General features: G+C 57.8%; 19 protein-coding genes and 2 tRNA genes. 20 read left to right on the forward strand and 1 reads right to left on the reverse strand.

Annotated features, from left to right (window positions below; all coding sequences use genetic code 11):
• The first annotated feature begins 195 nt into the window (after window positions 1-195).
• The 4 genes from carA to ACZRMO_RS21995 all read left to right on the forward strand — a co-directional run bounded on the left by carA (window position 196) and on the right by ACZRMO_RS21995 (window position 5,565).
• On the forward strand, window positions 196-1,332 hold the full coding sequence (carA, locus tag ACZRMO_RS21980) for a glutamine-hydrolyzing carbamoyl-phosphate synthase small subunit (protein WP_207045553.1): 1,137 nt from the start codon (window positions 196-198) through the stop codon (window positions 1,330-1,332).
• A 105-nt stretch (window positions 1,333-1,437) separates the two neighbouring features.
• Complete coding sequence (gene carB / locus ACZRMO_RS21985; protein ID WP_124527761.1) at window positions 1,438-4,659, forward strand: carbamoyl-phosphate synthase large subunit; 3,222 nt, start codon at window positions 1,438-1,440, stop codon at window positions 4,657-4,659.
• The gene (gene greA / locus ACZRMO_RS21990) at window positions 4,656-5,132 is read left to right on the forward strand and encodes a transcription elongation factor GreA (RefSeq protein WP_003235048.1); all 477 of its coding nucleotides are present in this window, start codon (window positions 4,656-4,658) and stop codon (window positions 5,130-5,132) included. The genes carB and greA overlap by 4 nt, the downstream gene beginning before the upstream one ends.
• A gap of 28 nt (window positions 5,133-5,160) precedes the next feature.
• A complete protein-coding gene (locus tag ACZRMO_RS21995) occupies window positions 5,161-5,565 on the forward strand; it encodes an MFS transporter (protein ID WP_463974211.1) in 405 nt (134 codons plus the stop codon).
• Window positions 5,566-5,574: 9 nt separating this feature from the next.
• Here the strand turns inward: ACZRMO_RS21995 and ACZRMO_RS22000 are convergent, their stop codons facing one another.
• The gene (locus ACZRMO_RS22000; RefSeq protein WP_017139256.1) at window positions 5,575-5,883 is read right to left on the reverse strand and encodes a YhbY family RNA-binding protein; all 309 of its coding nucleotides are present in this window, start codon (window positions 5,881-5,883) and stop codon (window positions 5,575-5,577) included.
• A 105-nt stretch (window positions 5,884-5,988) separates the two neighbouring features.
• Here ACZRMO_RS22000 and rlmE point away from each other — a divergent pair, with 105 nt between their 5' ends.
• From rlmE to ACZRMO_RS22080, 16 genes are all read left to right on the forward strand, one after another.
• Entirely contained in the window at window positions 5,989-6,639 is a 651-nt protein-coding gene (gene rlmE, locus ACZRMO_RS22005; RefSeq protein WP_017735545.1) for a 23S rRNA (uridine(2552)-2'-O)-methyltransferase RlmE, read from the forward strand.
• A 200-nt stretch (window positions 6,640-6,839) separates the two neighbouring features.
• Window positions 6,840-8,750, forward strand: coding sequence for an ATP-dependent zinc metalloprotease FtsH (gene ftsH, locus ACZRMO_RS22010; protein WP_207045555.1), 1,911 nt, complete (start codon window positions 6,840-6,842; stop codon window positions 8,748-8,750).
• Between the two features lie 8 nt (window positions 8,751-8,758).
• Complete coding sequence (gene folP, locus ACZRMO_RS22015) at window positions 8,759-9,610, forward strand: dihydropteroate synthase (protein ID WP_463974212.1); 852 nt, start codon at window positions 8,759-8,761, stop codon at window positions 9,608-9,610.
• Window positions 9,611-9,626: 16 nt separating this feature from the next.
• Entirely contained in the window at window positions 9,627-10,964 is a 1,338-nt protein-coding gene (glmM, locus tag ACZRMO_RS22020) for a phosphoglucosamine mutase (RefSeq protein WP_124527757.1), read from the forward strand.
• Between the two features lie 66 nt (window positions 10,965-11,030).
• The gene (gene tpiA, locus ACZRMO_RS22025; RefSeq protein WP_124527756.1) at window positions 11,031-11,786 is read left to right on the forward strand and encodes a triose-phosphate isomerase; all 756 of its coding nucleotides are present in this window, start codon (window positions 11,031-11,033) and stop codon (window positions 11,784-11,786) included.
• A 4-nt stretch (window positions 11,787-11,790) separates the two neighbouring features.
• Window positions 11,791-12,174 (forward strand): preprotein translocase subunit SecG, encoded by a 384-nt coding sequence (gene secG, locus ACZRMO_RS22030; protein WP_010206600.1) that lies wholly within the window; start codon window positions 11,791-11,793, stop codon window positions 12,172-12,174.
• Window positions 12,175-12,196: 22 nt separating this feature from the next.
• A tRNA-Leu gene (locus ACZRMO_RS22035) sits at window positions 12,197-12,282 on the forward strand.
• 96 nt (window positions 12,283-12,378) lie between these two features.
• A tRNA-Met gene (locus ACZRMO_RS22040) sits at window positions 12,379-12,455 on the forward strand.
• Between the two features lie 140 nt (window positions 12,456-12,595).
• Window positions 12,596-13,054, forward strand: coding sequence for a ribosome maturation factor RimP (rimP, locus tag ACZRMO_RS22045; protein WP_032864760.1), 459 nt, complete (start codon window positions 12,596-12,598; stop codon window positions 13,052-13,054).
• 47 nt (window positions 13,055-13,101) lie between these two features.
• The gene (nusA, locus tag ACZRMO_RS22050) at window positions 13,102-14,583 is read left to right on the forward strand and encodes a transcription termination factor NusA (RefSeq protein ID WP_017735551.1); all 1,482 of its coding nucleotides are present in this window, start codon (window positions 13,102-13,104) and stop codon (window positions 14,581-14,583) included.
• Between the two features lie 27 nt (window positions 14,584-14,610).
• Complete coding sequence (gene infB, locus ACZRMO_RS22055) at window positions 14,611-17,127, forward strand: translation initiation factor IF-2 (RefSeq protein WP_124527755.1); 2,517 nt, start codon at window positions 14,611-14,613, stop codon at window positions 17,125-17,127.
• A 159-nt stretch (window positions 17,128-17,286) separates the two neighbouring features.
• Window positions 17,287-17,682 carry a 30S ribosome-binding factor RbfA gene (gene rbfA / locus ACZRMO_RS22060; RefSeq protein ID WP_003176137.1) on the forward strand — a complete coding sequence of 132 codons (396 nt, stop codon included), beginning with the start codon at window positions 17,287-17,289 and terminating at the stop codon, window positions 17,680-17,682.
• Window positions 17,683-17,685: 3 nt separating this feature from the next.
• Window positions 17,686-18,603 carry a tRNA pseudouridine(55) synthase TruB gene (truB, locus tag ACZRMO_RS22065; protein ID WP_026136642.1) on the forward strand — a complete coding sequence of 306 codons (918 nt, stop codon included), beginning with the start codon at window positions 17,686-17,688 and terminating at the stop codon, window positions 18,601-18,603.
• A 118-nt stretch (window positions 18,604-18,721) separates the two neighbouring features.
• Window positions 18,722-18,991, forward strand: coding sequence for a 30S ribosomal protein S15 (gene rpsO, locus ACZRMO_RS22070; RefSeq protein ID WP_003177875.1), 270 nt, complete (start codon window positions 18,722-18,724; stop codon window positions 18,989-18,991).
• Between the two features lie 194 nt (window positions 18,992-19,185).
• A complete protein-coding gene (gene pnp, locus ACZRMO_RS22075) occupies window positions 19,186-21,291 on the forward strand; it encodes a polyribonucleotide nucleotidyltransferase (protein WP_124527754.1) in 2,106 nt (701 codons plus the stop codon).
• Window positions 21,292-21,588: 297 nt separating this feature from the next.
• Entirely contained in the window at window positions 21,589-22,212 is a 624-nt protein-coding gene (locus ACZRMO_RS22080; protein WP_124527850.1) for a BON domain-containing protein, read from the forward strand.
• The last annotated feature ends 198 nt before the right edge of the window (window positions 22,213-22,410 follow it).

Genomic DNA, 22,410 nt, shown 5'->3' on the forward strand with positions numbered 1-22,410 from the left:
CTGTCGCATTCCCCTGCCTTTTCGGCTCATTAGCGGTGGACCAAAAAAGCCTTTTTCTGTAAGCTACAGCTTTAGTGTGTCCACTAAAAGCGCGCAGAATAATTCAGTGAAGAAGCGGGGTGACGTGTCCATACGTCACTCCGCTTTTTTACAACCTGCGATCGCCCTTTCAGGCTTTATTTACGGGAGGTCTTCTTGACTAAGCCAGCCATACTCGCCCTTGCTGATGGCAGCATTTTTCGCGGCGAAGCCATTGGAGCCGACGGTCAGACCGTTGGAGAGGTGGTGTTCAACACCGCCATGACCGGCTATCAGGAAATCCTTACCGATCCTTCCTACGCCCAACAGATCGTTACCCTGACCTATCCGCACATCGGCAACACCGGTACTACACCGGAAGACATCGAGTCCGATCGCGTCTGGTCCGCTGGCCTGGTGATTCGTGACCTGCCACTGGTTGCGAGCAACTGGCGTAACACGATGTCGCTGTCCGATTACCTGAAAGCCAACAACGTTGTGGCAATCGCCGGTATCGATACGCGCCGCCTGACACGCATCCTGCGTGAAAAAGGCTCGCAGAACGGCTGCATCATGGTCGGTGACAACATTTCCGAAGCCGCGGCGATTGCTGCAGCGCAGGGCTTCCCTGGCCTGAAGGGCATGGACCTGGCGAAAGTCGTCAGCACCAAGGAATCGTACGAGTGGCGCTCTACTGTCTGGGACTTGAAGACCGACAGCCACGCGACCATCGAAGCCGCTGACCTGCCATACCACGTCGTGGCCTACGACTACGGCGTCAAGTACAACATCCTGCGCATGCTGGTCGAGCGCGGTTGCCGCGTGACCGTGGTGCCGGCGCAAACCCCTGCCAGCGACGTGCTCGCCCTGCAACCGGACGGCGTGTTCCTGTCCAACGGCCCAGGTGATCCGGAACCGTGCGACTACGCCATCCAGGCGATCAAGGAAGTGCTGGAGACCGAGATTCCGGTATTCGGTATCTGCCTTGGTCACCAACTGCTGGCTCTGGCCTCCGGCGCCAAGACCCTGAAAATGGGTCACGGCCATCACGGTGCCAACCACCCTGTGCAGGACCTGGACACTGGCGTCGTCATGATCACCAGCCAGAACCACGGTTTTGCGGTGGATGAAGCGACCTTGCCGGGCAACGTCCGCGCAATTCACAAGTCGCTGTTCGACGGTTCCCTGCAAGGCATCGAGCGCACTGACAAGAGCGCGTTCAGCTTCCAGGGCCACCCTGAAGCCAGCCCGGGCCCGAACGACGTAGCGCCGCTGTTCGACCGTTTCATCAATGAGATGGCCAAGCGACGCTGACTGAGCGGCCTGCGGGCGGCCCCGAATTTCGGTGGCCCCCGCAGGCACTTCAAGGATTGTTCAAGACGGCTTGCCGACTGACCTGCGGATTTGAGTGACAAACCCATGCCAAAACGTACAGACATAAAAAGCATCCTGATTCTCGGCGCTGGCCCGATCGTAATCGGCCAGGCCTGCGAATTCGACTACTCCGGCGCCCAGGCCTGCAAAGCCCTGCGCGAAGAGGGTTACCGCGTCATCCTGGTGAACTCCAACCCGGCCACCATCATGACCGACCCGGACATGGCCGACGCCACCTACATCGAGCCGATCAAATGGCAGACCGTTGCCAAGATCATCGAGAAGGAGCGCCCGGACGCGCTGCTGCCAACCATGGGCGGCCAGACCGCTCTGAACTGCGCCCTGGACCTGGAGCGCGAAGGCGTCCTGGAGAAGTTCGGCGTAGAGATGATCGGTGCCAACGCCGACACCATCGACAAGGCTGAAGACCGCTCGCGTTTCGACAAGGCCATGAAGTCCATCGGCCTGGCGTGCCCGCGTTCCGGCATCGCCCACAGCATGGAAGAAGCGAATGCGGTCCTCGAGACCCTGGGCTTCCCGTGCATCATTCGTCCGTCCTTCACCATGGGCGGCACCGGTGGTGGTATCGCGTACAACCGTGAAGAGTTCGAAGAAATCTGCGCCCGTGGCCTGGACCTGTCGCCGACCAAAGAGCTGCTGATCGACGAATCCCTGATCGGCTGGAAAGAATATGAGATGGAGGTTGTCCGCGATAAGAAGGACAACTGCATCATCGTCTGCTCCATCGAAAACTTCGACCCGATGGGCGTGCACACCGGTGACTCGATCACCGTGGCGCCAGCACAGACCCTGACCGACAAGGAATACCAGATCCTGCGTAACGCCTCCCTGGCGGTATTGCGCGAGATCGGCGTGGAGACCGGCGGTTCCAACGTTCAGTTCGGCATCTGCCCGGACACCGGCCGCATGGTCGTGATCGAAATGAACCCACGTGTATCCCGTTCGTCGGCCCTGGCTTCGAAAGCCACCGGCTTCCCGATCGCCAAGGTCGCGGCCAAGCTGGCAGTGGGTTACACCCTGGACGAGCTGTCGAACGACATCACCGGTGGCAAGACCCCGGCGTCCTTCGAACCGTCCATCGACTACGTTGTGACCAAGCTGCCACGTTTCGCCTTCGAGAAGTTCGCCAAGGCTGACGCGCGCCTGACCACCCAGATGAAGTCCGTGGGCGAAGTCATGGCCATCGGCCGGACTTTCCAGGAATCCTTGCAGAAAGCCTTGCGCGGCCTGGAAGTGGGCGTTTGCGGCCTGGACGAGAAGCTCGACCTGAGCAACCCGGAAAGCATGAGCGTGCTCAAGCGCGAGCTGACCGTGCCGGGTGCCGAGCGTATCTGGTACGTGGCTGACGCCTTCCGTGCCGGCATGACCGTCGAAGATATCTTCGGCATGAACATGATCGACCCGTGGTTCCTGGTACAGATCGAAGATCTGATCAAGGAAGAAGAGAAGGTCAAGACTTTGGGTCTGGCCAGCATCGACCGCGACATGATGTTCCGCCTCAAGCGCAAAGGTTTCTCCGACCAGCGTCTGGCCAAGCTGCTGGGTGTGACCGAGAAGAACCTGCGCACGCATCGCCACAAGCTGGAGATCTTCCCGGTCTACAAGCGCGTTGACACCTGCGCCGCCGAGTTCTCCACCGACACCGCTTACCTGTACTCCACCTACGAGGAAGAGTGCGAAGCTGCGCCGTCGGGTCGCGACAAGATCATGATCCTGGGCGGCGGTCCGAACCGTATTGGCCAGGGCATCGAGTTCGACTACTGCTGCGTACACGCCGCTCTGGCTCTGCGCGCAGACGGGTACGAGACCATCATGGTCAACTGCAACCCGGAAACTGTTTCCACTGACTACGACACCTCTGATCGCCTGTACTTCGAACCAGTCACCCTGGAAGACGTGCTGGAAATCGTGCGCGTCGAGAAGCCGAAAGGCGTGATCGTCCAGTACGGTGGCCAAACCCCGTTGAAACTGGCTCGCGCCCTTGAAGCCGCTGGCGTACCGATCATCGGCACCAGCCCTGACGCCATCGACCGTGCCGAAGACCGCGAACGCTTCCAGCAAATGGTTGAGCGCCTGAACCTGCGTCAGCCGCCAAACGCCACCGTGCGCAGCGAAGACGAAGCCATTCGTGCGGCCAGCAAGATCGGCTACCCGTTGGTGGTGCGTCCGTCCTACGTGCTGGGCGGTCGTGCGATGGAAATCGTCTACGAAGAAGAAGAGCTCAAGCGTTACCTGCGTGATGCGGTGAAAGTGTCCAACGACAGCCCGGTGCTGCTGGACCACTTCCTCAACTGCGCCATTGAAATGGATGTGGACGCTGTCTGCGACGGTACTGATGTAGTGATCGGCGCGATCATGCAGCACATCGAACAGGCGGGCGTTCACTCCGGTGACTCCGCGTGCTCGCTGCCGCCGTACTCGCTGCCGCTGCACATCCAGGACGAGATGCGCGAACAGGTCAAGAAAATGGCCCTGGAGCTGGGCGTGGTCGGCCTGATGAACGTACAGTTGGCGCTGCAAGGCGAAGACATCTACGTCATCGAAGTCAACCCGCGCGCTTCGCGTACCGTACCGTTTGTTTCCAAGTGCATCGGTGTGTCCCTGGCCATGATCGCTGCTCGCGTGATGGCCGGTAAGACCCTGAAGGAAATCGGCTTCACCAAGGAAATCATCCCGAACTTCTACAGTGTGAAAGAGGCGGTGTTCCCATTCGCCAAGTTCCCTGGTGTGGACCCGATCCTGGGCCCAGAGATGAAGTCCACCGGTGAAGTGATGGGCGTGGGCGATACCTTCGGCGAAGCGTTCGCCAAGGCCCAGATGGGCGCCAGTGAAGTGCTGCCGACCGGCGGTACTGCGTTCATCAGCGTGCGTGACGACGACAAACCTCTGGTTGCAGGCGTAGCTCGTGATCTGATCAACTTGGGCTTCGAAGTCGTGGCCACTGCCGGGACCGCCAAGCTGATCGAAGCTGCCGGCCTGAAAGTGCGTCGCGTGAACAAGGTGACGGAAGGCCGTCCGCATGTGGTTGATATGATCAAGAATGACGAAGTCACCCTGATCATCAACACCACCGAAGGTCGCCAGTCGATCGCGGATTCCTACTCCATTCGCCGTAACGCCTTGCAGCACAAGATCTACTGCACCACCACCATTGCTGCTGGCGAAGCCATCTGCGAAGCGCTCAAGTTCGGTCCTGAAAAAACCGTACGCCGCTTGCAGGATCTACACGCAGGATTGAAGGCATGACCAAATACCCAATGACCGTCCAGGGCTTCAAGGCCCTGGAAGAGGAGCACGCCCACCTGACCAAGGTCGTACGTCCAAAGCTGAGCCAGGACATCGGTACGGCCCGCGAGCTGGGTGACTTGAAGGAAAACGCCGAATACCACGCTGCCCGTGAGCAACAGGGTATGGTTGAGGCGCGGATCCGTGACATCGAAGGCCGCCTGCAGAACTCGGTGGTCATCGATGTGACGACCATTCCGAAGACTGGCAAGGTGATTTTCGGCACCACCGTGGAAATCGCCAACGTCGAGACTGACGAAAGTGTGGTTTACCACATCGTTGGTGAAGATGAAGCTGACTTCAAGCTCGGCAAAATCTCCGTCGGCTCTCCGCTTGCCCGCGCCTTGATTGCCAAGGAAGAGGGTGATGTGGTTGCCGTCAAGACGCCGGGTGGCGTGATCGAGTACGAGATTGTTGAAGTTCGTCACGTCTGAAAGGCGGCGCCCGCTCCGTGCGGGCGCTATGCTTTGGCAGCTCTCCCAGATGCTCTGGGTGGGCGGCCTGTGGCTGTTGCACATTGGTGTTTTGCCGGCGCTGGGCCTGGTTGGCCTGGCACCGTTGCTGATCGATGAGGTCGGCGGATTACTGAGTGCGCTGCTGGTGGGTTTTGCGGCGGCGTGCGTGACACTCCAGGCGCTGGTGCTGATCAAGGCCGAAGGCTGGGGGAGTTTGTGGCGGGATATTCGCGGCCAACTGCTGTTGATGGCGCTCTATGCGTGTGCAATGTTCTGCATCGTGCATGTGTGGCTGCCGGAAGCGTTGCGCTGGCAGTTGTTCAGCTATCTTGTACTGGGGTTCTCTGGCTTGGTGCTGGTTGTACAGCCTGCGCCGGGGTGGAGTGGCAGGGCGCGCGAAGCACGCCCGTGACCCTTTGAATCATTTGAAGCGATGAACGTTCGACAGTTGCTTGTTGACGCTGAAATTCTTGCGATACAGCAGCGCCATCTTGCCGATGACCTGAACCAGGTCCGCTTTGCCCACCTTGCACAGTTCTGCAATGGCGGCCAGGCGCGCTTCGCGGTCAAGGATGTTGACCTTGATCTTGATCAGTTCGTGATCGCCCAATGCGCGTTCAAGTTCGGCTAACACACCTTCAGTCAAACCGTTGTCTGCCACAATCAGAACTGGTTTCAGATGGTGGCCAATGGATTTGTACTGTTTCTTCTGCTCTTGAGTGAGCGGCATAATCTGACCCCTGCGTCTGATCTTGTAAAAAGCGGCGGCCAGTTTACCCGAGCGAGTCCGGGACCGCCCAGTTAATCACGACCCGTTTTATTTTCGAGGTGGCCCGTGGCCCGTTCCAAAACTAGCCTTAAGTGGCTGCAAGAGCATTTCAACGACCCTTACGTCAAAAAGGCGCAGAAGGACGGCTACCGTTCCCGCGCCAGCTACAAGCTGCTGGAGATCCAGGATAAGGACAAGCTGATTCGTCCAGGCATGAGCGTTATCGACCTTGGTGCCGCCCCCGGTGGTTGGTCCCAGGTGACCAGTCGTCTGATTGGTGGGCAAGGTCGCCTTATCGCTTCCGACATCCTTGAGATGGACAGCATCCCGGATGTGACCTTTGTTCATGGCGACTTTACCCAGGACACGGTGCTCGCCGAAATCCTGGAGGCTGTGGGAAATTCGCAGGTAGACCTTGTGATTTCCGACATGGCCCCCAATATGAGTGGATTACCGGCCGTCGATATGCCGCGTGCGATGTTCCTTTGCGAACTGGCGCTGGATTTGGCGGGGCGGGTATTGCGCCCTGGTGGCGATTTCCTGGTGAAAGTCTTCCAGGGCGAAGGTTTCGACGAGTACCACAAGAACATACGCAAGTTGTTCGATAAGGTGCAGACACGTAAGCCAGACTCGTCCCGGGACCGGTCCAGGGAACAATACCTGCTGTGCCGCGGCTTCCGTGGCGTCGAAGGTGCGACGAGCGAAGAGCGTTTTTAAGAAAGCCGAGGAGGGCGATAGGTTTTTTTATGTCGCTTTCGTCACGAAGCTTTACGAATATTGTGTAGTCAAAGTTTCACAAAGGGTTACAGACGGCGCCTGCCAGAGTTGTAGGTAATGTAGTAAGTTAGGCCGGTGAATATCATGCGAAGCGCGCGCCAGTAGCGGAGCTTGCTTCAGAGGGTAGTTAATTGAACGATATGGCAAAGAATCTGATCCTGTGGTTGATCATCGCAGCTGTCCTGGTGACGGTGATGAACAACTTCTCCAGCCCTAACGAGCCGCAGACCCTCAACTATTCCGACTTCATCCAGCAGGTCAAGGATGGCAAGGTCGAGCGTGTAGCGATTGATGGCTTTGTGATCAGCGGCAAGCGCAGCGATGGCGACAGCTTCAAGACCATTCGCCCGAATATCCCGGACAACGGCCTGATTGGCGACCTGGTGGACAACCACGTCGTTGTCGAAGGCAAGCAGCCAGAGCAGCAGAGCATCTGGACGCAGCTCCTGGTAGCCAGTTTCCCGATCCTGGTGATTATCGCCGTGTTCATGTTCTTCATGCGCCAGATGCAGGGTGGTGCTGGAGGCAAGGGCGGGCCGATGAGCTTTGGCAAGAGCAAGGCGCGCCTGCTGTCCGAAGACCAGGTGAAGACTACCCTGGCTGACGTCGCAGGCTGCGATGAAGCCAAGGAAGAAGTGGGTGAGCTGGTTGAGTTCCTGCGCGATCCGGGCAAGTTCCAGCGCCTGGGTGGCCGTATTCCTCGCGGCGTGCTGATGGTGGGCCCGCCGGGTACCGGTAAAACCTTGCTGGCCAAGGCGATTGCCGGCGAAGCCAAGGTGCCTTTCTTCACTATTTCCGGTTCTGACTTCGTCGAGATGTTCGTCGGCGTGGGTGCCAGCCGTGTTCGCGACATGTTTGAACAGGCCAAGAAGCACGCGCCTTGCATCATCTTCATCGATGAAATCGACGCCGTTGGTCGCCATCGTGGCGCCGGCATGGGTGGCGGTCACGATGAGCGTGAGCAGACACTCAACCAGTTGCTGGTAGAGATGGACGGTTTCGAGATGAATGACGGCATCATCGTCATCGCCGCAACCAACCGTCCTGACGTATTGGACCCTGCATTGCTGCGTCCAGGCCGTTTCGACCGCCAGGTGGTGGTCGGCTTGCCGGACATCCGTGGTCGCGAGCAGATCCTCAAAGTGCACATGCGCAAAGTGCCAATGGGCGACGACGTGGCTCCGGCCGTGATTGCCCGTGGTACCCCAGGCTTCTCCGGTGCCGACTTGGCCAACCTGGTGAACGAGGCTTCGCTGTTTGCGGCCCGTACCGGCAAGCGCATCGTGGAAATGAAAGAATTCGAACTGGCGAAAGACAAGATCATGATGGGCGCCGAGCGCAAATCCATGGTCATGTCCGAGAAAGAGAAGCAGAACACCGCTTACCACGAAGCCGGTCACGCCATTGTGGGTCGCGTTGTGCCTGAGCATGATCCGGTCTACAAGGTGTCGATCATTCCTCGCGGTCGGGCATTGGGTGTCACCATGTTCTTGCCGGAAGAGGATCGCTACAGCCTTTCCAAGCGTGCGCTGATCAGCCAGATCTGCTCGTTGTACGGCGGTCGTATTGCTGAAGAGATGACACTGGGCTTTGACGGTGTGACCACTGGTGCTTCCAACGACATCATGCGTGCCAGCCAGATTGCACGAAACATGGTGACCAAGTGGGGTCTGTCGGAAAAGCTCGGTCCGTTGATGTATGCCGAGGAAGAAGGTGAAGTGTTCCTGGGTCGTGGCGGTGGCGGTCAAAGCGCCAGTTTCTCCGGCGAGACAGCCAAGCTGATCGATTCCGAAGTGCGCAGCATCATTGACCAGTGCTACGGCACGGCCAAGCAGATCCTGACCGATAACCGCGACAAGCTGGATGCGATGGCTGACGCGTTGATGAAGTATGAAACCATCGATGCCGACCAGATCGATGACATCATGGCTGGCCGCGCCCCGCGTGAACCGCGCGATTGGGAAGGTGGCTCGGGTACTTCGGGTACTCCGCCAGTGGCTCAGAATGAACGCCCGGAAACCCCGATCGGCGGCCCTGCGGCTGACCATTAAGGTTTGAAATGACTTCTGTGTTGTCCTCCACCCGGTTGCCTTGCGGCAACCGGGTTCTTGATTTGGCCCATACGCACGTGATGGGCATTCTTAATGTAACCCCCGACTCCTTTTCCGACGGTGGCCGCTTCAGTCAGCTTGATGCTGCCTTGCGCCATGCCGAGGCGATGGTGGCGGCTGGGGCTACGTTGATTGATGTGGGTGGTGAATCCACCCGTCCCGGGGCTCGTGTGGTTTCTCCGTTGGAGGAGCTGGAGCGGGTTGCGCCGATTGTTGAGCGCATCGCCCGTGAGCTGGATGTGATTATCTCGGTTGATACGTCTACCCCGGCGGTGATGCGTGAAACTGCGCGCCTTGGGGCTGGGCTGATCAACGATGTGCGCTCATTGCAGCGTGATGGTGCCCTGGATGCGGCGGCAGCTACCGGTTTGCCGGTGTGCCTGATGCATATGCTGGGGGAGCCTGGGAATATGCAGGACAGCCCGCATTACGACGACTTGGTTGGCGAGGTGAGTGGTTTCCTGGCTGAAAGGGTCGCTCAGTGCGCCAGTGCAGGGATTTCCGCCGAGAAGATCATCCTTGATCCCGGGTTTGGTTTTGCCAAGACCCTGCAACATAATCTGAGTCTGTTTAAGCACATGGAGTCCCTCCATGATCTTGGTCGCCCCCTGTTGGTTGGGGTTTCGCGCAAGAGCATGATAGGGCTGGCATTGAATCGTCCAGTGGGTGAGCGGTTGTATGGTGGCCTTGCGCTTGCGGCGCTTGCCGTGACCAAGGGCGCGCGCATCTTGCGCGTACATGACGTCGCTGAGACGGTCGATGTGGTACGCATGCTTGCCGCTGTAGAATCCGCCGAATAAGAATGATGGAGCACTTATGACTAAAAAATACTTTGGCACCGACGGTATCCGTGGTCGGGTCGGCGAGTTTCCGATTACCCCTGATTTCATGCTCAAGCTGGGTTGGGCGGCAGGTATGGCGTTCCGCAGCATGGGCGCGTGCCGCATCCTCGTGGGCAAGGACACTCGGATTTCGGGCTATATGTTTGAGTCTGCGCTGGAGGCGGGTTTGTCTGCCGCCGGTGCTGACGTGATGTTGCTGGGGCCGATGCCGACGCCTGCGATCGCCTACCTGACGCGTACCTTCCACGCTGAAGCCGGTATCGTGATCAGTGCTTCGCACAATCCCCATGATGACAACGGCATCAAGTTCTTCTCCGGTCAGGGCACCAAGTTGCCTGATGAGATCGAACTGATGATCGAAGAATTGCTGGATGCGCCGATGACTGTGGTCGAGTCCAGCAAATTGGGCAAGGTGTCGCGAATCAACGACGCTTCAGGTCGCTACATCGAGTTCTGCAAGAGCAGCGTGCCTACCAGTACCAATTTTGCCGGGCTGAAAATCGTCGTCGATTGCGCCCATGGTGCGACCTACAAGGTGGCGCCAAGCGTCTTCAAGGAGCTGGGCGCGGATGTCACCGTGTTGTCGGCTCAGCCTGATGGTTTGAATATCAACGAAAACTGCGGCTCGACTCATATGGAGCAGTTGCAGGCCGCCGTTCTGGCCAAGCATGCCGACCTCGGGATTGCCTTTGATGGCGATGGCGACCGCGTGCTGATGGTCGATCACACGGGGGCCGTGGTTGATGGCGATGATCTGTTGTTCATCATTGCGCGGGACTTGCATGAGCGTAACAAGCTGCAAGGTGGTGTTGTCGGTACGCTGATGAGTAATCTGGGGCTGGAGCTGGCGTTGGCTGATCTCGGCATACCTTTCGTTCGCGCCAACGTGGGTGACCGTTATGTGATCGCCGAGTTGCTGGAGCGTAATTGGCAGGTCGGTGGCGAGAACTCCGGACACGTGGTTTGCTTCCAGCACACCACCACAGGCGACGCGATTATCGCTGCGCTGCAGGTCTTGCTGTCGTTGCGCCGCCGTGAAGAGAGTCTCGCCCAGGCGCGTCAGGCGCTGCGCAAGTGTCCGCAGGTGCTCCTCAACGTGCGCTTCTCGGGCGGCGAAAACCCGATCGAGCACCCGGCTGTCAAAGAGGCGTGCGAGCGCGCAACGCTAGCAATGGCGGGGCGTGGGCGCGTGTTGCTGCGCAAGTCCGGTACAGAGCCGCTGGTGCGTGTCATGGTCGAAGGTGACGATGAAACACAGGTTCGCGAGCATGCCGAAAGCCTGGCAAAACTGGTAAGTGAAGTTTGCGCCTGAATTCGGCTTGCCAGTGATGATGTGGTTGGGTAACATCTGCGCCCACTTTGACCGACGAGGTACAGCATGCGTCGCACTATGGTAGCTGGTAACTGGAAGATGCACGGTACCCGCGCCAGTGTCGCTGAGCTGGTAAATGGCCTTCGTCACTTGGCCTTGCCTAGCGGTGTTGATATCGCTGTATTTCCGCCTTGCTTGCATATCACCCAAGTGGTTGATGGCCTGAAAGGCAAGTCGATTCAGGTCGGCGCGCAGAACTCTGCGGTGGAAGCGATGCAAGGTGCGTTGACCGGTGAGATTTCGCCGAGTCAGCTGGTTGATGCGGGTTGTTCCTATGTGCTTGTTGGGCACTCCGAGCGTCGTCAGATGATGGGCGAGCGTGATGGGACACTCAATCGCAAGTTCGCAGCGGCACAGGCTTGTGGCTTGATTCCAGTGTTGTGCATAGGGGAGACCCTGGAGCAGCGTGAATCGGGCAAGACTCTTGAAGTTGTCTCGCGTCAGCTAGGCAGCATCATCGAGGAGCTGGGTGTTGGTGCGTTTGCAAAGGCAGTAATTGCTTACGAGCCGGTCTGGGCCATTGGTACCGGGCTGACTGCTACACCGCAACAGGCGCAGGATGTGCACGCAGCCATCCGCGCGCAGTTGGCGGCAGAGAATTCTGAAGTCGCACAAGGTGTGCGGCTTCTATACGGCGGCAGCGTGAAGGCGGCCAATGCGGTCGAACTGTTCGGCATGCCGGATATCGATGGGGGGCTCATTGGTGGAGCTTCCCTGAATGCAGATGAGTTCGGTGCGATCTGTCGCGCCGCGGGAAACTGAAAAAATGCTGGAAACAGTCGTAGTCGTTTTTCATCTGTTGGCTGCCCTGGGCGTAGTTGCCCTGGTTTTGTTGCAACAGGGTAAAGGTGCGGATGCTGGTGCGTCTTTCGGTGCAGGTGCTTCAAATACTGTGTTCGGAAGCCAAGGTTCCTCTACCTTTCTTAGTAAGTTTACTGCTATACTTGCCGCAGGTTTTTTCATAACCAGCTTAGGGTTAGGTTACTTTGCTAAAGAGAAAGCTCATGTGCTGACTCAAGTAGGTTTGCCAAACCCAGCAGTGTTGGAAGTACCAAAAGCAAAACCGGCTTCTGATGATGTCCCGGTGCTTCAAGAGCAAAAGTCGGCTACTCCAGCGACTGACGTACCTCCAGCTCAAGAGCAGAAGTAAGAAGGGTTGTAAACGCTGTATTGCCGAGGTGGTGGAATTGGTAGACACGCAACCTTGAGGTGGTTGTGCCCATAGGGTGTAGGGGTTCGAGTCCCCTTCTCGGTACCAATTATCAGGAGAGCCCGCTGTTGCGGGCTTTCTTGTAGGTGGAAGGTTACATTGACCCTGCAAGGGATCGGTCGTATACTTCCGCCCCAGCTTTGTCGCGGGGTGGAGCAGTCTGGTAGCTCGTCGGGCTCATAACCCGAAGGTCGTCGGTTCAAATCCGGCCCCCGCAACCAGTTTTAGCGGAGCCCCTTTTAAGGGGCTTTTTGTTAGCTGGACACTTTCAACGCCGCTGTTCGACGGCGTTTCAAGGATGGGCGTTTCGCCCATTTTTTTATTTTGCACAGCATGCACATACATGCACGAGGGGGTTCAGGTGTCGAGCAAGCTAGAAGAGTTGCAGGCCTTGCTGGCCCCGGTGGTCGTGGCCCTAGGCTATGAATGCTGGGGTATTGAGTTTTCGGCTCAAGGTCGCCACTCAATGTTGCGCGTTTATATCGATAAAGAGGGCGGTGTGCTGGTGGACGATTGCGCCATTGTCAGCCGTCAGATCAGCGGTGTCCTGGATGTTGAAGATCCAATCTCCGTTGAATACACCCTCGAAGTTTCCTCGCCAGGCATGGAACGCCCACTGTTCACTATCGAGCAGTTTGCTAAATATGCCGGTGACCAAGTGAAGATCAAGCTGCGCTCCCCTTTTGAAGGGCGACGCAATTTTCAGGGCCTTCTGCGCGGTGTAGAAGAACAGGATGTCGTGGTGCAGGTAGATGACCATGAGTTCCTGTTGCCGATCGATATGATCGACAAGGCCAACATTATTCCCAGTTTTGACTGAGACGCGGATCCCGCGGATCCAATGGCTTGCGAAAGGCGAGGCGTACGATGAGCAAAGAAGTACTGCTGGTTGTTGAGTCGGTATCCAACGAAAAGGGTGTACCGGCAAGCGTGATTTTTGAAGCGTTGGAGCTGGCCCTGGCCACTGCTACCAAAAAGCGTTTTGAAGACGAAGTTGATCTGCGTGTGGAAATCAACCGCCACACCGGTGCCTACGAGACTTTCCGTCGCTGGACGGTAGTCGAAGAGGACGATCTTGATGATCCGGCCATCGAAACCTGGCCGAGCAAGGTTGCGCAAACGCATCCTGGCGCCAAGGTCGGTGATGTCGTCGAAGAAAAGATCGAGTCCATCGAGTTCGGCCGCATTGCTGCACAGACTGCCAAGCAAGTCATCGTGCAGAAAGTCCGCGAAGCCGAGCGCGCGCAAGTCGTTGACGCTTATCGCGAGCGCCTGGGTGAAATCATCTCCGGCACCGTGAAAAAAGTGACCCGCGACAACGTGATCGTTGACCTGGGCAACAACGCCGAAGCGTTGCTGGCTCGCGAAGACATCATCTCTCGCGAAACCTTCCGTGTTGGCGTGCGTCTGCGTGCGCTGCTCAAGGAAATCCGCACCGAGAACCGTGGCCCTCAGCTGATCCTGTCGCGTACTGCGCCGGAAATGCTGATCGAGCTGTTCCGCATCGAAGTGCCGGAAATCGCCGAAGGCCTGATCGAAGTCATGGCTGCGTCCCGCGACCCGGGTTCGCGCGCCAAGATCGCGGTCCGTTCCAAGGACAAACGCATCGACCCGCAGGGCGCTTGCATTGGTATGCGCGGTTCGCGCGTCCAGGCAGTGTCGGGCGAATTGGGCGGTGAGCGTGTGGATATCGTCCTGTGGGACGACAACCCGGCGCAGTTCGTGATCAACGCCATGTCGCCGGCTGAAGTGGCGGCAATTATCGTTGACGAAGATGCCCATGCAATGGACATCGCCGTTGGCGCAGACAATCTGGCTCAGGCCATTGGTCGTGGTGGTCAGAACGTGCGTCTGGCCAGCCAACTGACCGGTTGGACCCTGAACGTGATGACCGAATCGGACATCCAGGCTAAGCAGCAAGCTGAAACCGGTGACATCCTGCGCAACTTCATCGACGAGCTGGAAGTCGACGAAGATTTGGCACAGGTGCTGGTAGATGAAGGCTTCACCAGTCTGGAAGAGATTGCCTACGTACCGTTGGAAGAAATGCTCAACATCGACGGCTTTGACGAAGACACCGTCAACGAGCTTCGCGCTCGGGCCAAGGATCGTTTGTTGACTAAAGCCATCGCTACTGAGGAAAAGCTGGCAGACGCCCATCCGGCCGAAGACCTGCTCTCGCTTGAGGGTATGGACAAGGATTTGGCGATGGAACTGGCGGTGCGCGGCGTAATTACCCGCGAAGACCTGGCCGAGCAGTCTATTGACGATCTGCTCGACATCGACGGCATTGACGATGATCGTGCCGGCAAGTTGATCATGGCCGCCCGAGCCCATTGGTTCGAGTAACTAGGCGCGGCCTGAGGAGAGAAGTGCATGACGCAAGTCACGGTGAAACAACTGGCCGATGAGGTCAAAACACCGGTAGAGCGCCTGTTGCAGCAGATGCGTGAGGCAGGTCTGCCGCACACCGCCGCCGATGAAGGTGTGAGCGATAGTGAGAAGCAGTCTTTGCTGACTCACTTGAAGAGCAGCCACAAGGCGAAAGTGGAAGAACCGCGCAAGATTACATTGCAGCGCAAAACCACCAGCACCCTGCGTGTTGCTGGTAGCAAGAGCATCAGCGTTGAAGTACGCAAGAAGAAAGTCTTCGTACAACGCAGCCCGGAAGAAATCGAAGCCGAGCGCAAACGCGAACTGGAAGAACGTCGCGCAGTAGAAAATGCTGCTCGTCAGAAGGCTGAAGAAGAGTCCAAGCGTCGCGCCGAAGAAGAAGCGCGTCGCCAGCCTGCTGCTGCGCAACCTGCTGCCACTGAAGCGGTCGCTGCGCCTGTTGAAGCTGTGCGTGAGGCCGCTCCGGTTGCCGCTGCACCTGCTCCTGCAGCAGACGCTCGCAAGCGTGACGAACCTCGTCGCCCGGACAAACCACGTGCCGACGATAACAATCGTCGCAGCGGCGGTGGCGATGGCGAGCGCAAAAACGCTCCGCATCGTGCTTCGGTCAAAGAGAAAGCGCCTGCTCCACGCGTTGCCCCACGTACTACCGACGAAGAAAGCGATGGCTTCCGTCGTGGTGGTCGCGGCAAGGCCAAGCTGAAAAAACGCAACGCCCACGGTTTCCAGAGCCCAACCGGCCCTGTCGTGCGTGAAGTGAAGATCGGCGAGACCATCACTGTTGGCGATCTCGCCCAGCAGATGTCGGTCAAGGCAGCTGAAATCATCAAGTTCATGTTCAAGCTGGGTACTCCGGCCACCATCAACCAGGTACTGGATCAGGAAACTGCCCAACTGGTTGCTGAAGAGCTGGGCCACAAAGTGACCCTGGTCAGCGACACCGCCCTGGAAGATTCCCTGGCCGAGTCCCTGAAGTTTGAAGGTGAGGCAGTTTCCCGTGCACCGGTTGTGACCGTAATGGGCCACGTTGACCACGGTAAAACTTCCCTGCTCGACTACATCCGTCGTGCCAAGGTTGCTGCTGGCGAAGCCGGTGGTATTACCCAGCACATCGGTGCGTACCACGTTGAAACCGAGCGCGGTATGGTCACCTTCCTCGACACCCCTGGTCACGCTGCGTTTACCGCAATGCGTGCCCGTGGTGCCAAGGCGACCGACATCGTGATCCTGGTCGTTGCAGCGGACGACGGCGTAATGCCGCAGACCATTGAAGCTGTTCAGCACGCCAAGGCTGCCGGTGTTCCTCTGGTCGTTGCCGTGAACAAAATCGACAAGCCGGGCGCTGATCTCGATCGCATCCGTAGCGAACTGTCGGTTCACGGCGTGACGTCTGAAGAGTGGGGCGGCGAGACGCCATTCGTATCGGTTTCCGCGAAGATGGGTACCGGCGTTGACGAACTGCTCGAAGCCGTTCTGCTGCAAGCCGAAGTCCTGGAACTGACCGCTACCCCATCGGCCCCTGGCCGTGGTGTTGTGGTTGAGTCCCGTCTCGACAAGGGCCGTGGCCCGGTTGCGACCGTACTGGTTCAAGACGGTACCCTGCGCCAAGGCGACATGGTCCTGGTCGGTTCGAACTACGGCCGTGTACGTGCCATGCTCGACGAGAACGGCAAGCCAATCAAGGAAGCAGGTCCTGCTATCCCGGTCGAGATCCTCGGCCTGGACGGTACCCCGGACGCTGGCGACGAGATGAGCGTAGTGGCCGACGAGAAGAAAGCCCGTGAAGTGGCTCTGTTCCGTCAAGGCAAGTTCCGCGAAGTCAAGCTGGCCCGTGCTCACGCCGGCAAGCTGGAAAACATCTTCGAGAACATGGGCCAGGAAGAGAAGAAGACGCTTAACATCGTCCTCAAATCTGACGTACGTGGTTCCCTCGAAGCGTTGAACGGCGCCTTGAACGGCCTGGGTAACGACGAAGTGCAAGTGCGCGTTGTCGGTGGCGGTGTCGGTGGTATCACCGAGTCCGACGCCAACCTGGCACTGGCTTCCAACGCTGTACTGTTCGGTTTCAACGTGCGTGCCGATGCTGGCGCTCGCAAGATCGTCGAGCAGGAAGGCCTGGACATGCGTTACTACAACGTTATCTACGACATCATCGAAGACGTCAAGAAAGCCCTTACCGGCATGCTTGGCAGCGACGTCCGGGAGAACATCCTGGGTATCGCCGAAGTACGTGACGTGTTCCGCTCGCCGAAATTCGGCGCGATCGCCGGTTGCATGGTTGTCGAAGGCACCGTGTACCGTAACCGTCCAATCCGTGTACTGCGTGAAGACATCGTTATCTTCGAAGGCGAGCTGGAATCCCTGCGCCGCTTCAAGGATGACGCTTCCGAAGTACGTGCCGGCATGGAATGCGGTATCGGCGTCAAGAGCTACAACGACGTCAAGGTTGGCGACAAGATCGAAGTCTTCGAGAAGGTTCAGGTTGCTCGCAGCCTCTAACTCGCGCACTTCCGGAGCCACGCAGCGTGTGGGCATGCAAATGCCCCGTGCAGCGTACGGACTCTAAACGCAACGCCCGGTCTGGCTTTTGTCAGGCCGGGCGTTTGCCGCTTTCAGACCCCACGGGTTTCACCGTGTGGCAGTAACAGGTAACAAGACATGGCAAAAGAATACAGCCGTACCCAGCGTATCGGCGATCAGATGCAGCGTGAGCTGGCCCAACTGATCCGTCGTGAAGTCAAAGACCCGCGCGTTGGCCTGGTGACCATCACCGCCGTTGAAGTGAGCCGTGACGTTGGTCACGCCAAGATCTTCATCACCGTGATGGGGCAGGACAACAGCGAAGAAATCGCGCAAAGCATCAAGGTGCTCAACTCGGCTGCAGGCTTCCTGCGCATGCAGTTGGCCCGTGAAATGAAGCTGCGCAGTGTTCCCCAGCTGCACTTCCACTACGACGAAAGCGTCGTGCGTGGTGCGCACCTGTCGGCACTGATCGAGCGCGCCGTGGCTGAAGACAGCCAGCACCCGTCCACACCTGAAGACGCCAAGGAGTAAGTGGTGGCTCAGGTCAAACGTATCCGTCGCAACGTCAGTGGCATCATTCTGCTCGACAAACCCATTGGCTTTACCTCCAATGCTGCCTTGCAGAAGGTCCGCTGGCTGCTCAATGCCGAGAAGGCCGGGCACACCGGCAGTCTCGATCCCTTGGCCACCGGCGTGTTGCCGTTGTGCTTTGGCGAGGCCACCAAGTTCTCGCAATACCTGCTCGATTCCGACAAGGGTTACGAAACCCTGATGCAACTGGGCAAGACCACCACCACGGCGGATGCCGAAGGTGATGTTTTGCAGGTTCGCGACGTGACCGTTGGTCGTGCAGATATTGAAGCCGCTTTACCCGGTTTTCGTGGGCAAATCAGTCAGATACCGCCCATGTACTCGGCGCTCAAGCGTGATGGGCAGCCTCTTTACAAGCTGGCACGTGCGGGCGAAGTAGTGGAGCGCGAACCGCGTTCTGTTACTATTGCGCGCTTGGAATTGCTCGCCTGTGAAGGTGACACTGCGCGCCTGGCCGTGGACTGCAGCAAAGGCACCTATATCCGTACCCTGGTGGAAGATATTGGTGAAAAGCTCGGTTGCGGCGCGTACGTTGCAGAACTGCGACGCACCCAGGCCGGCCCTTTCACCCTGGCCCAGACGGTCACGCTGGAAGAGTTGGAAGCCGTGCACGCCGAAGGCGGCAATGAAGCAGTTGATCGCTTCCTGATGCCATCGGACAGCGGTTTGCTGGATTGGCCATTGCTGCACTTCTCGGAGCACAGCGCGTTCTACTGGCTTAACGGCCAGCCGGTACGTGCCCCGGACGCCCCGAAGTTCGGCATGGTGCGGGTACAAGATCATAACGGTCGCTTTATCGGTATCGGTGAAGTGAGCGAAGACGGGCGCATCGCGCCGCGTCGACTGATTCGGTCAGAATGACCGAACGAGGGTGGCTGTTAACAGGCACGGTCACTTCCTCATTTTTAGATACAGGGATTTGTCCCTGGCCTGTTGAAGCTGTTTCTTTGAAACAGTTTCCTGATAAAAGGATTGCCTCATGGCTCTCGACGTTCAAGAAAAAGCACAAATCGTTGCTGACTATCAGCAAGCTGTTGGTGACACTGGTTCGCCAGAAGTGCAAGTTGCACTGCTGACCCACAACATCAACAAGCTGCAAGGTCACTTCAAGGCCAACGGTAAAGATCACCACTCCCGTCGTGGTCTGATCCGCATGGTAAACCAGCGTCGTAAGCTGCTGGACTACCTGAAAGGCAAGGATCTGGGTCGTTATCAGACTCTGATCGGTCGCCTGGGTCTGCGTCGCTAATAAGCGATTGCGCTAGAGGTTGGTTGTCTGCCGTGTGTCAGTGGGATTCCCGCTGGCCCATGGCAGGCTCCCAGCCTCAAGTTTTATCTGGATACACGTTTTACCCTGGACGAGGCTCGGGCCGATTCCCGAGATTGCCCAAGAATTTCGCAAGAAGACAAGTTCCCCAAGAGCCACAAAGAAGGTAGGACACCGTGAACCCGGTTATCAAAAAATTCCAGTTCGGTCAGTCGACCGTTACCCTCGAGACAGGCCGTATCGCCCGTCAAGCCTCCGGCGCAGTGCTGGTTACCGTTGATGACGACGTGACCGTATTGGTGACCGTTGTTGGCGCCAAGACCGCTGACCCAAGCAAAGGCTTCTTCCCTCTTTCCGTTCACTACCAGGAAAAGACTTACGCTGCCGGTAAGATCCCTGGTGGTTTCTTCAAGCGCGAAGGCCGTCCTTCCGAGAAAGAAACCCTGACTTCCCGACTGATCGACCGTCCGATCCGTCCGCTGTTCCCAGAAGGCTTCATGAACGAAGTGCAGGTTGTCTGCACCGTCGTTTCCACCAGCAAGAAGACCGATCCGGACATCGCTGCGATGATCGGTACCTCGGCTGCCCTGGCTATCTCGGGTATCCCGTTCGACGGCCCGATCGGCGCCGCCCGTGTTGCTTTCCACGAAAGCACCGGCTACCTGCTGAACCCGACTTACGAGCAACAGAAAGCATCGAGCCTGGACATGGTCGTTGCCGGTACCTCGGAAGCCGTATTGATGGTTGAATCGGAAGCCAAAGAGCTTACCGAAGACCAGATGCTGGGCGCCGTACTGTTCGCTCACGACGAGTTCCAGTCTGTCATCAAGGCTGTCACCGAGCTGGCTGCCGAAGCTGCCAAGCCAACCTGGACCTGGGCTCCACAGGCCGAAGCGACCGAACTGCTGGGCGCTATCCGCTCCGAGTTCGGCACTGCGATCTCCGACGCCTACACCATCACCGTCAAGGCCGATCGCTACGCGCGCCTGGGCGAGCTGAAGGATCAGGTTGTTGCCAAACTGTCCGGTGAAGAAGGCCAGCCTTCGTCCAGCGAAGTCAAAGCCGCTTTCGGCGAAATCGAATACCGCACCGTTCGCGAAAACATCGTTAACGGCAAGCCACGTATCGACGGTCGCGACACCAAGACCGTACGCCCGCTGAACATCGAAGTCGGCGTTCTGCCGAAGACTCACGGTTCGGCGCTGTTCACCCGTGGTGAAACCCAGGCCCTGGTAGTCGCGACTCTGGGCACCGCCCGTGACGCACAACTGCTGGACACCCTGGAAGGCGAGAAAAAAGACCCGTTCATGCTGCACTACAACTTCCCTCCGTTCTCGGTGGGCGAGTGTGGTCGCATGGGTGGCGCTGGTCGTCGTGAAATCGGTCACGGTCGTCTGGCCCGTCGTTCGATCGCAGCCATGCTGCCGGCTGCCGACGTGTTCCCGTACACCATCCGTGTTGTGTCGGAAATCACCGAGTCCAACGGTTCCAGCTCCATGGCTTCCGTTTGCGGTGCTTCCCTGGCACTGATGGACGCCGGTGTGCCGATGAAGGCGCCGGTTGCCGGTATCGCCATGGGCCTGGTTAAAGAAGGCGAGAAGTTCGCCATCCTGACCGACATCCTGGGTGACGAAGACCACCTGGGCGACATGGACTTCAAAGTAGCGGGTACCGCCAAAGGTGTTACCGCGCTGCAGATGGACATCAAGATCAAAGGCATCACCGAAGAGATCATGGAGATCGCCCTGGGCCAAGCCCTGGAAGCGCGCCTGAACATCCTCGGTCAGATGAACCAGATCATTGGTCAGTCCCGTACCGAACTGTCGGAAAATGCTCCGACCATGATCGCGATGAAAATCGACACCGACAAAATCCGTGATGTTATCGGTAAAGGCGGCGCGACCATCCGTGCGATCTGTGAAGAGACCAAGGCTTCGATCGACATCGAAGACGACGGCTCGATCAAGATCTTCGGCGAAACCAAGGAAGCGGCTGAGGCAGCACGCCAGCGCGTCCTGGGCATCACCGCTGAAGCCGAGATCGGCAAGATCTACGTCGGTAAGGTTGAGCGCATCGTCGACTTCGGCGCATTCGTCAACATCCTGCCGGGCAAAGACGGTCTGGTGCACATCTCCATGCTGAGCGACGCTCGTGTTGAGAAAGTGACCGACATTCTGAAAGAAGGCCAGGAAGTGGAAGTGCTGGTACTGGACGTGGACAACCGCGGCCGTATCAAACTGTCCATCAAGGACGTAGCAGCAGCCAAGGCTTCGGGCGTTTAATCACCCCCAGGCTTTACGCTAAAAAAAGGACTCTTCGGAGTCCTTTTTTATGGGCGCGCAAAAAAAGTGCAGGGAAATCAATCGTCACGGCGATGGCAAAAGCCGCAACTTGCATGCAGGCACGATGGCCTTCATGCAAGTTGCACGATTCCGGAAATCCGCAAATTTTATAAGTTGTTGTTTTTAAAGGATTTTATCGTTGCTCAGAACTTGGCACAGCGCCTGCAATATCCCTGTTAACGCTGCAGCATCAAGGTACACACACTGCAGACTATTAATAAAACAGGAGTTACTCGTATGAAGAAGTTCGCTCTCGCTACCGCCACTGCTACCGCCCTGACCCTGGCCATGGCCAACGTTGCCTTTGCTCAGACTTCTCAAGCGCCTATGACCCTGGCAGCCGGCGAAGTGACCAAAGCCAAGGAGTCCACCTCGGACACTTGGATCACCACCAAAGTCAAAGCTGACCTGCTGACCGAAAAGGGCATTCCAGGCTCGGACATCAAGGTTGAAACCAACAAAGGTGTGGTTACCCTGTCGTCTGACGTAGAAATCTCCGAATCGCAGAAAGCCACCGCTGTTGCGATCACCAAGAAAATCAAAGGCGTGAAAGCGGTCTCTGCTGACAGCCTGCATGCTGGCGGTGCCTACAAAGCCGACAACGTAGACAAGACCAAAAGCGCTGCCGCTGGCGCCAAGGAGTCTACTTCCGATACCTGGATCACCACCAAAGTGAAAGCTGACCTGGTAACCGAGAAAGGCATTCCTGGCACCGACATCAAAGTCGAAACCAACAAAGGTGTCGTTTCCCTGTCTTCGACTGCTGCAGTGACCGAAGCACAGAAAACCACCGCGGTGAACATCACCAAGCAAATCAAAGGCGTTAAAGCTGTATCGGCCGATGGCCTGAAAGCAGAGTAATGCCCAACCTATCGTCTTGAACAAAGCGTCGGCGGCAACGAGCGAGCCAGACATCCGCTCAATGCACCTCACGTGTTCATGCGACCGACCACAGGGATGTGGTCACTACAGGCCCCGGCACTTGTGTCGGGGCCTGTTCTATTGTGGCTTGGAATAAGGATTCCGAGGCGACGCAGAACCAATGTGGGAGCGGGCTTG

This window comes from Pseudomonas sp. B611 (genome assembly GCF_055407965.1).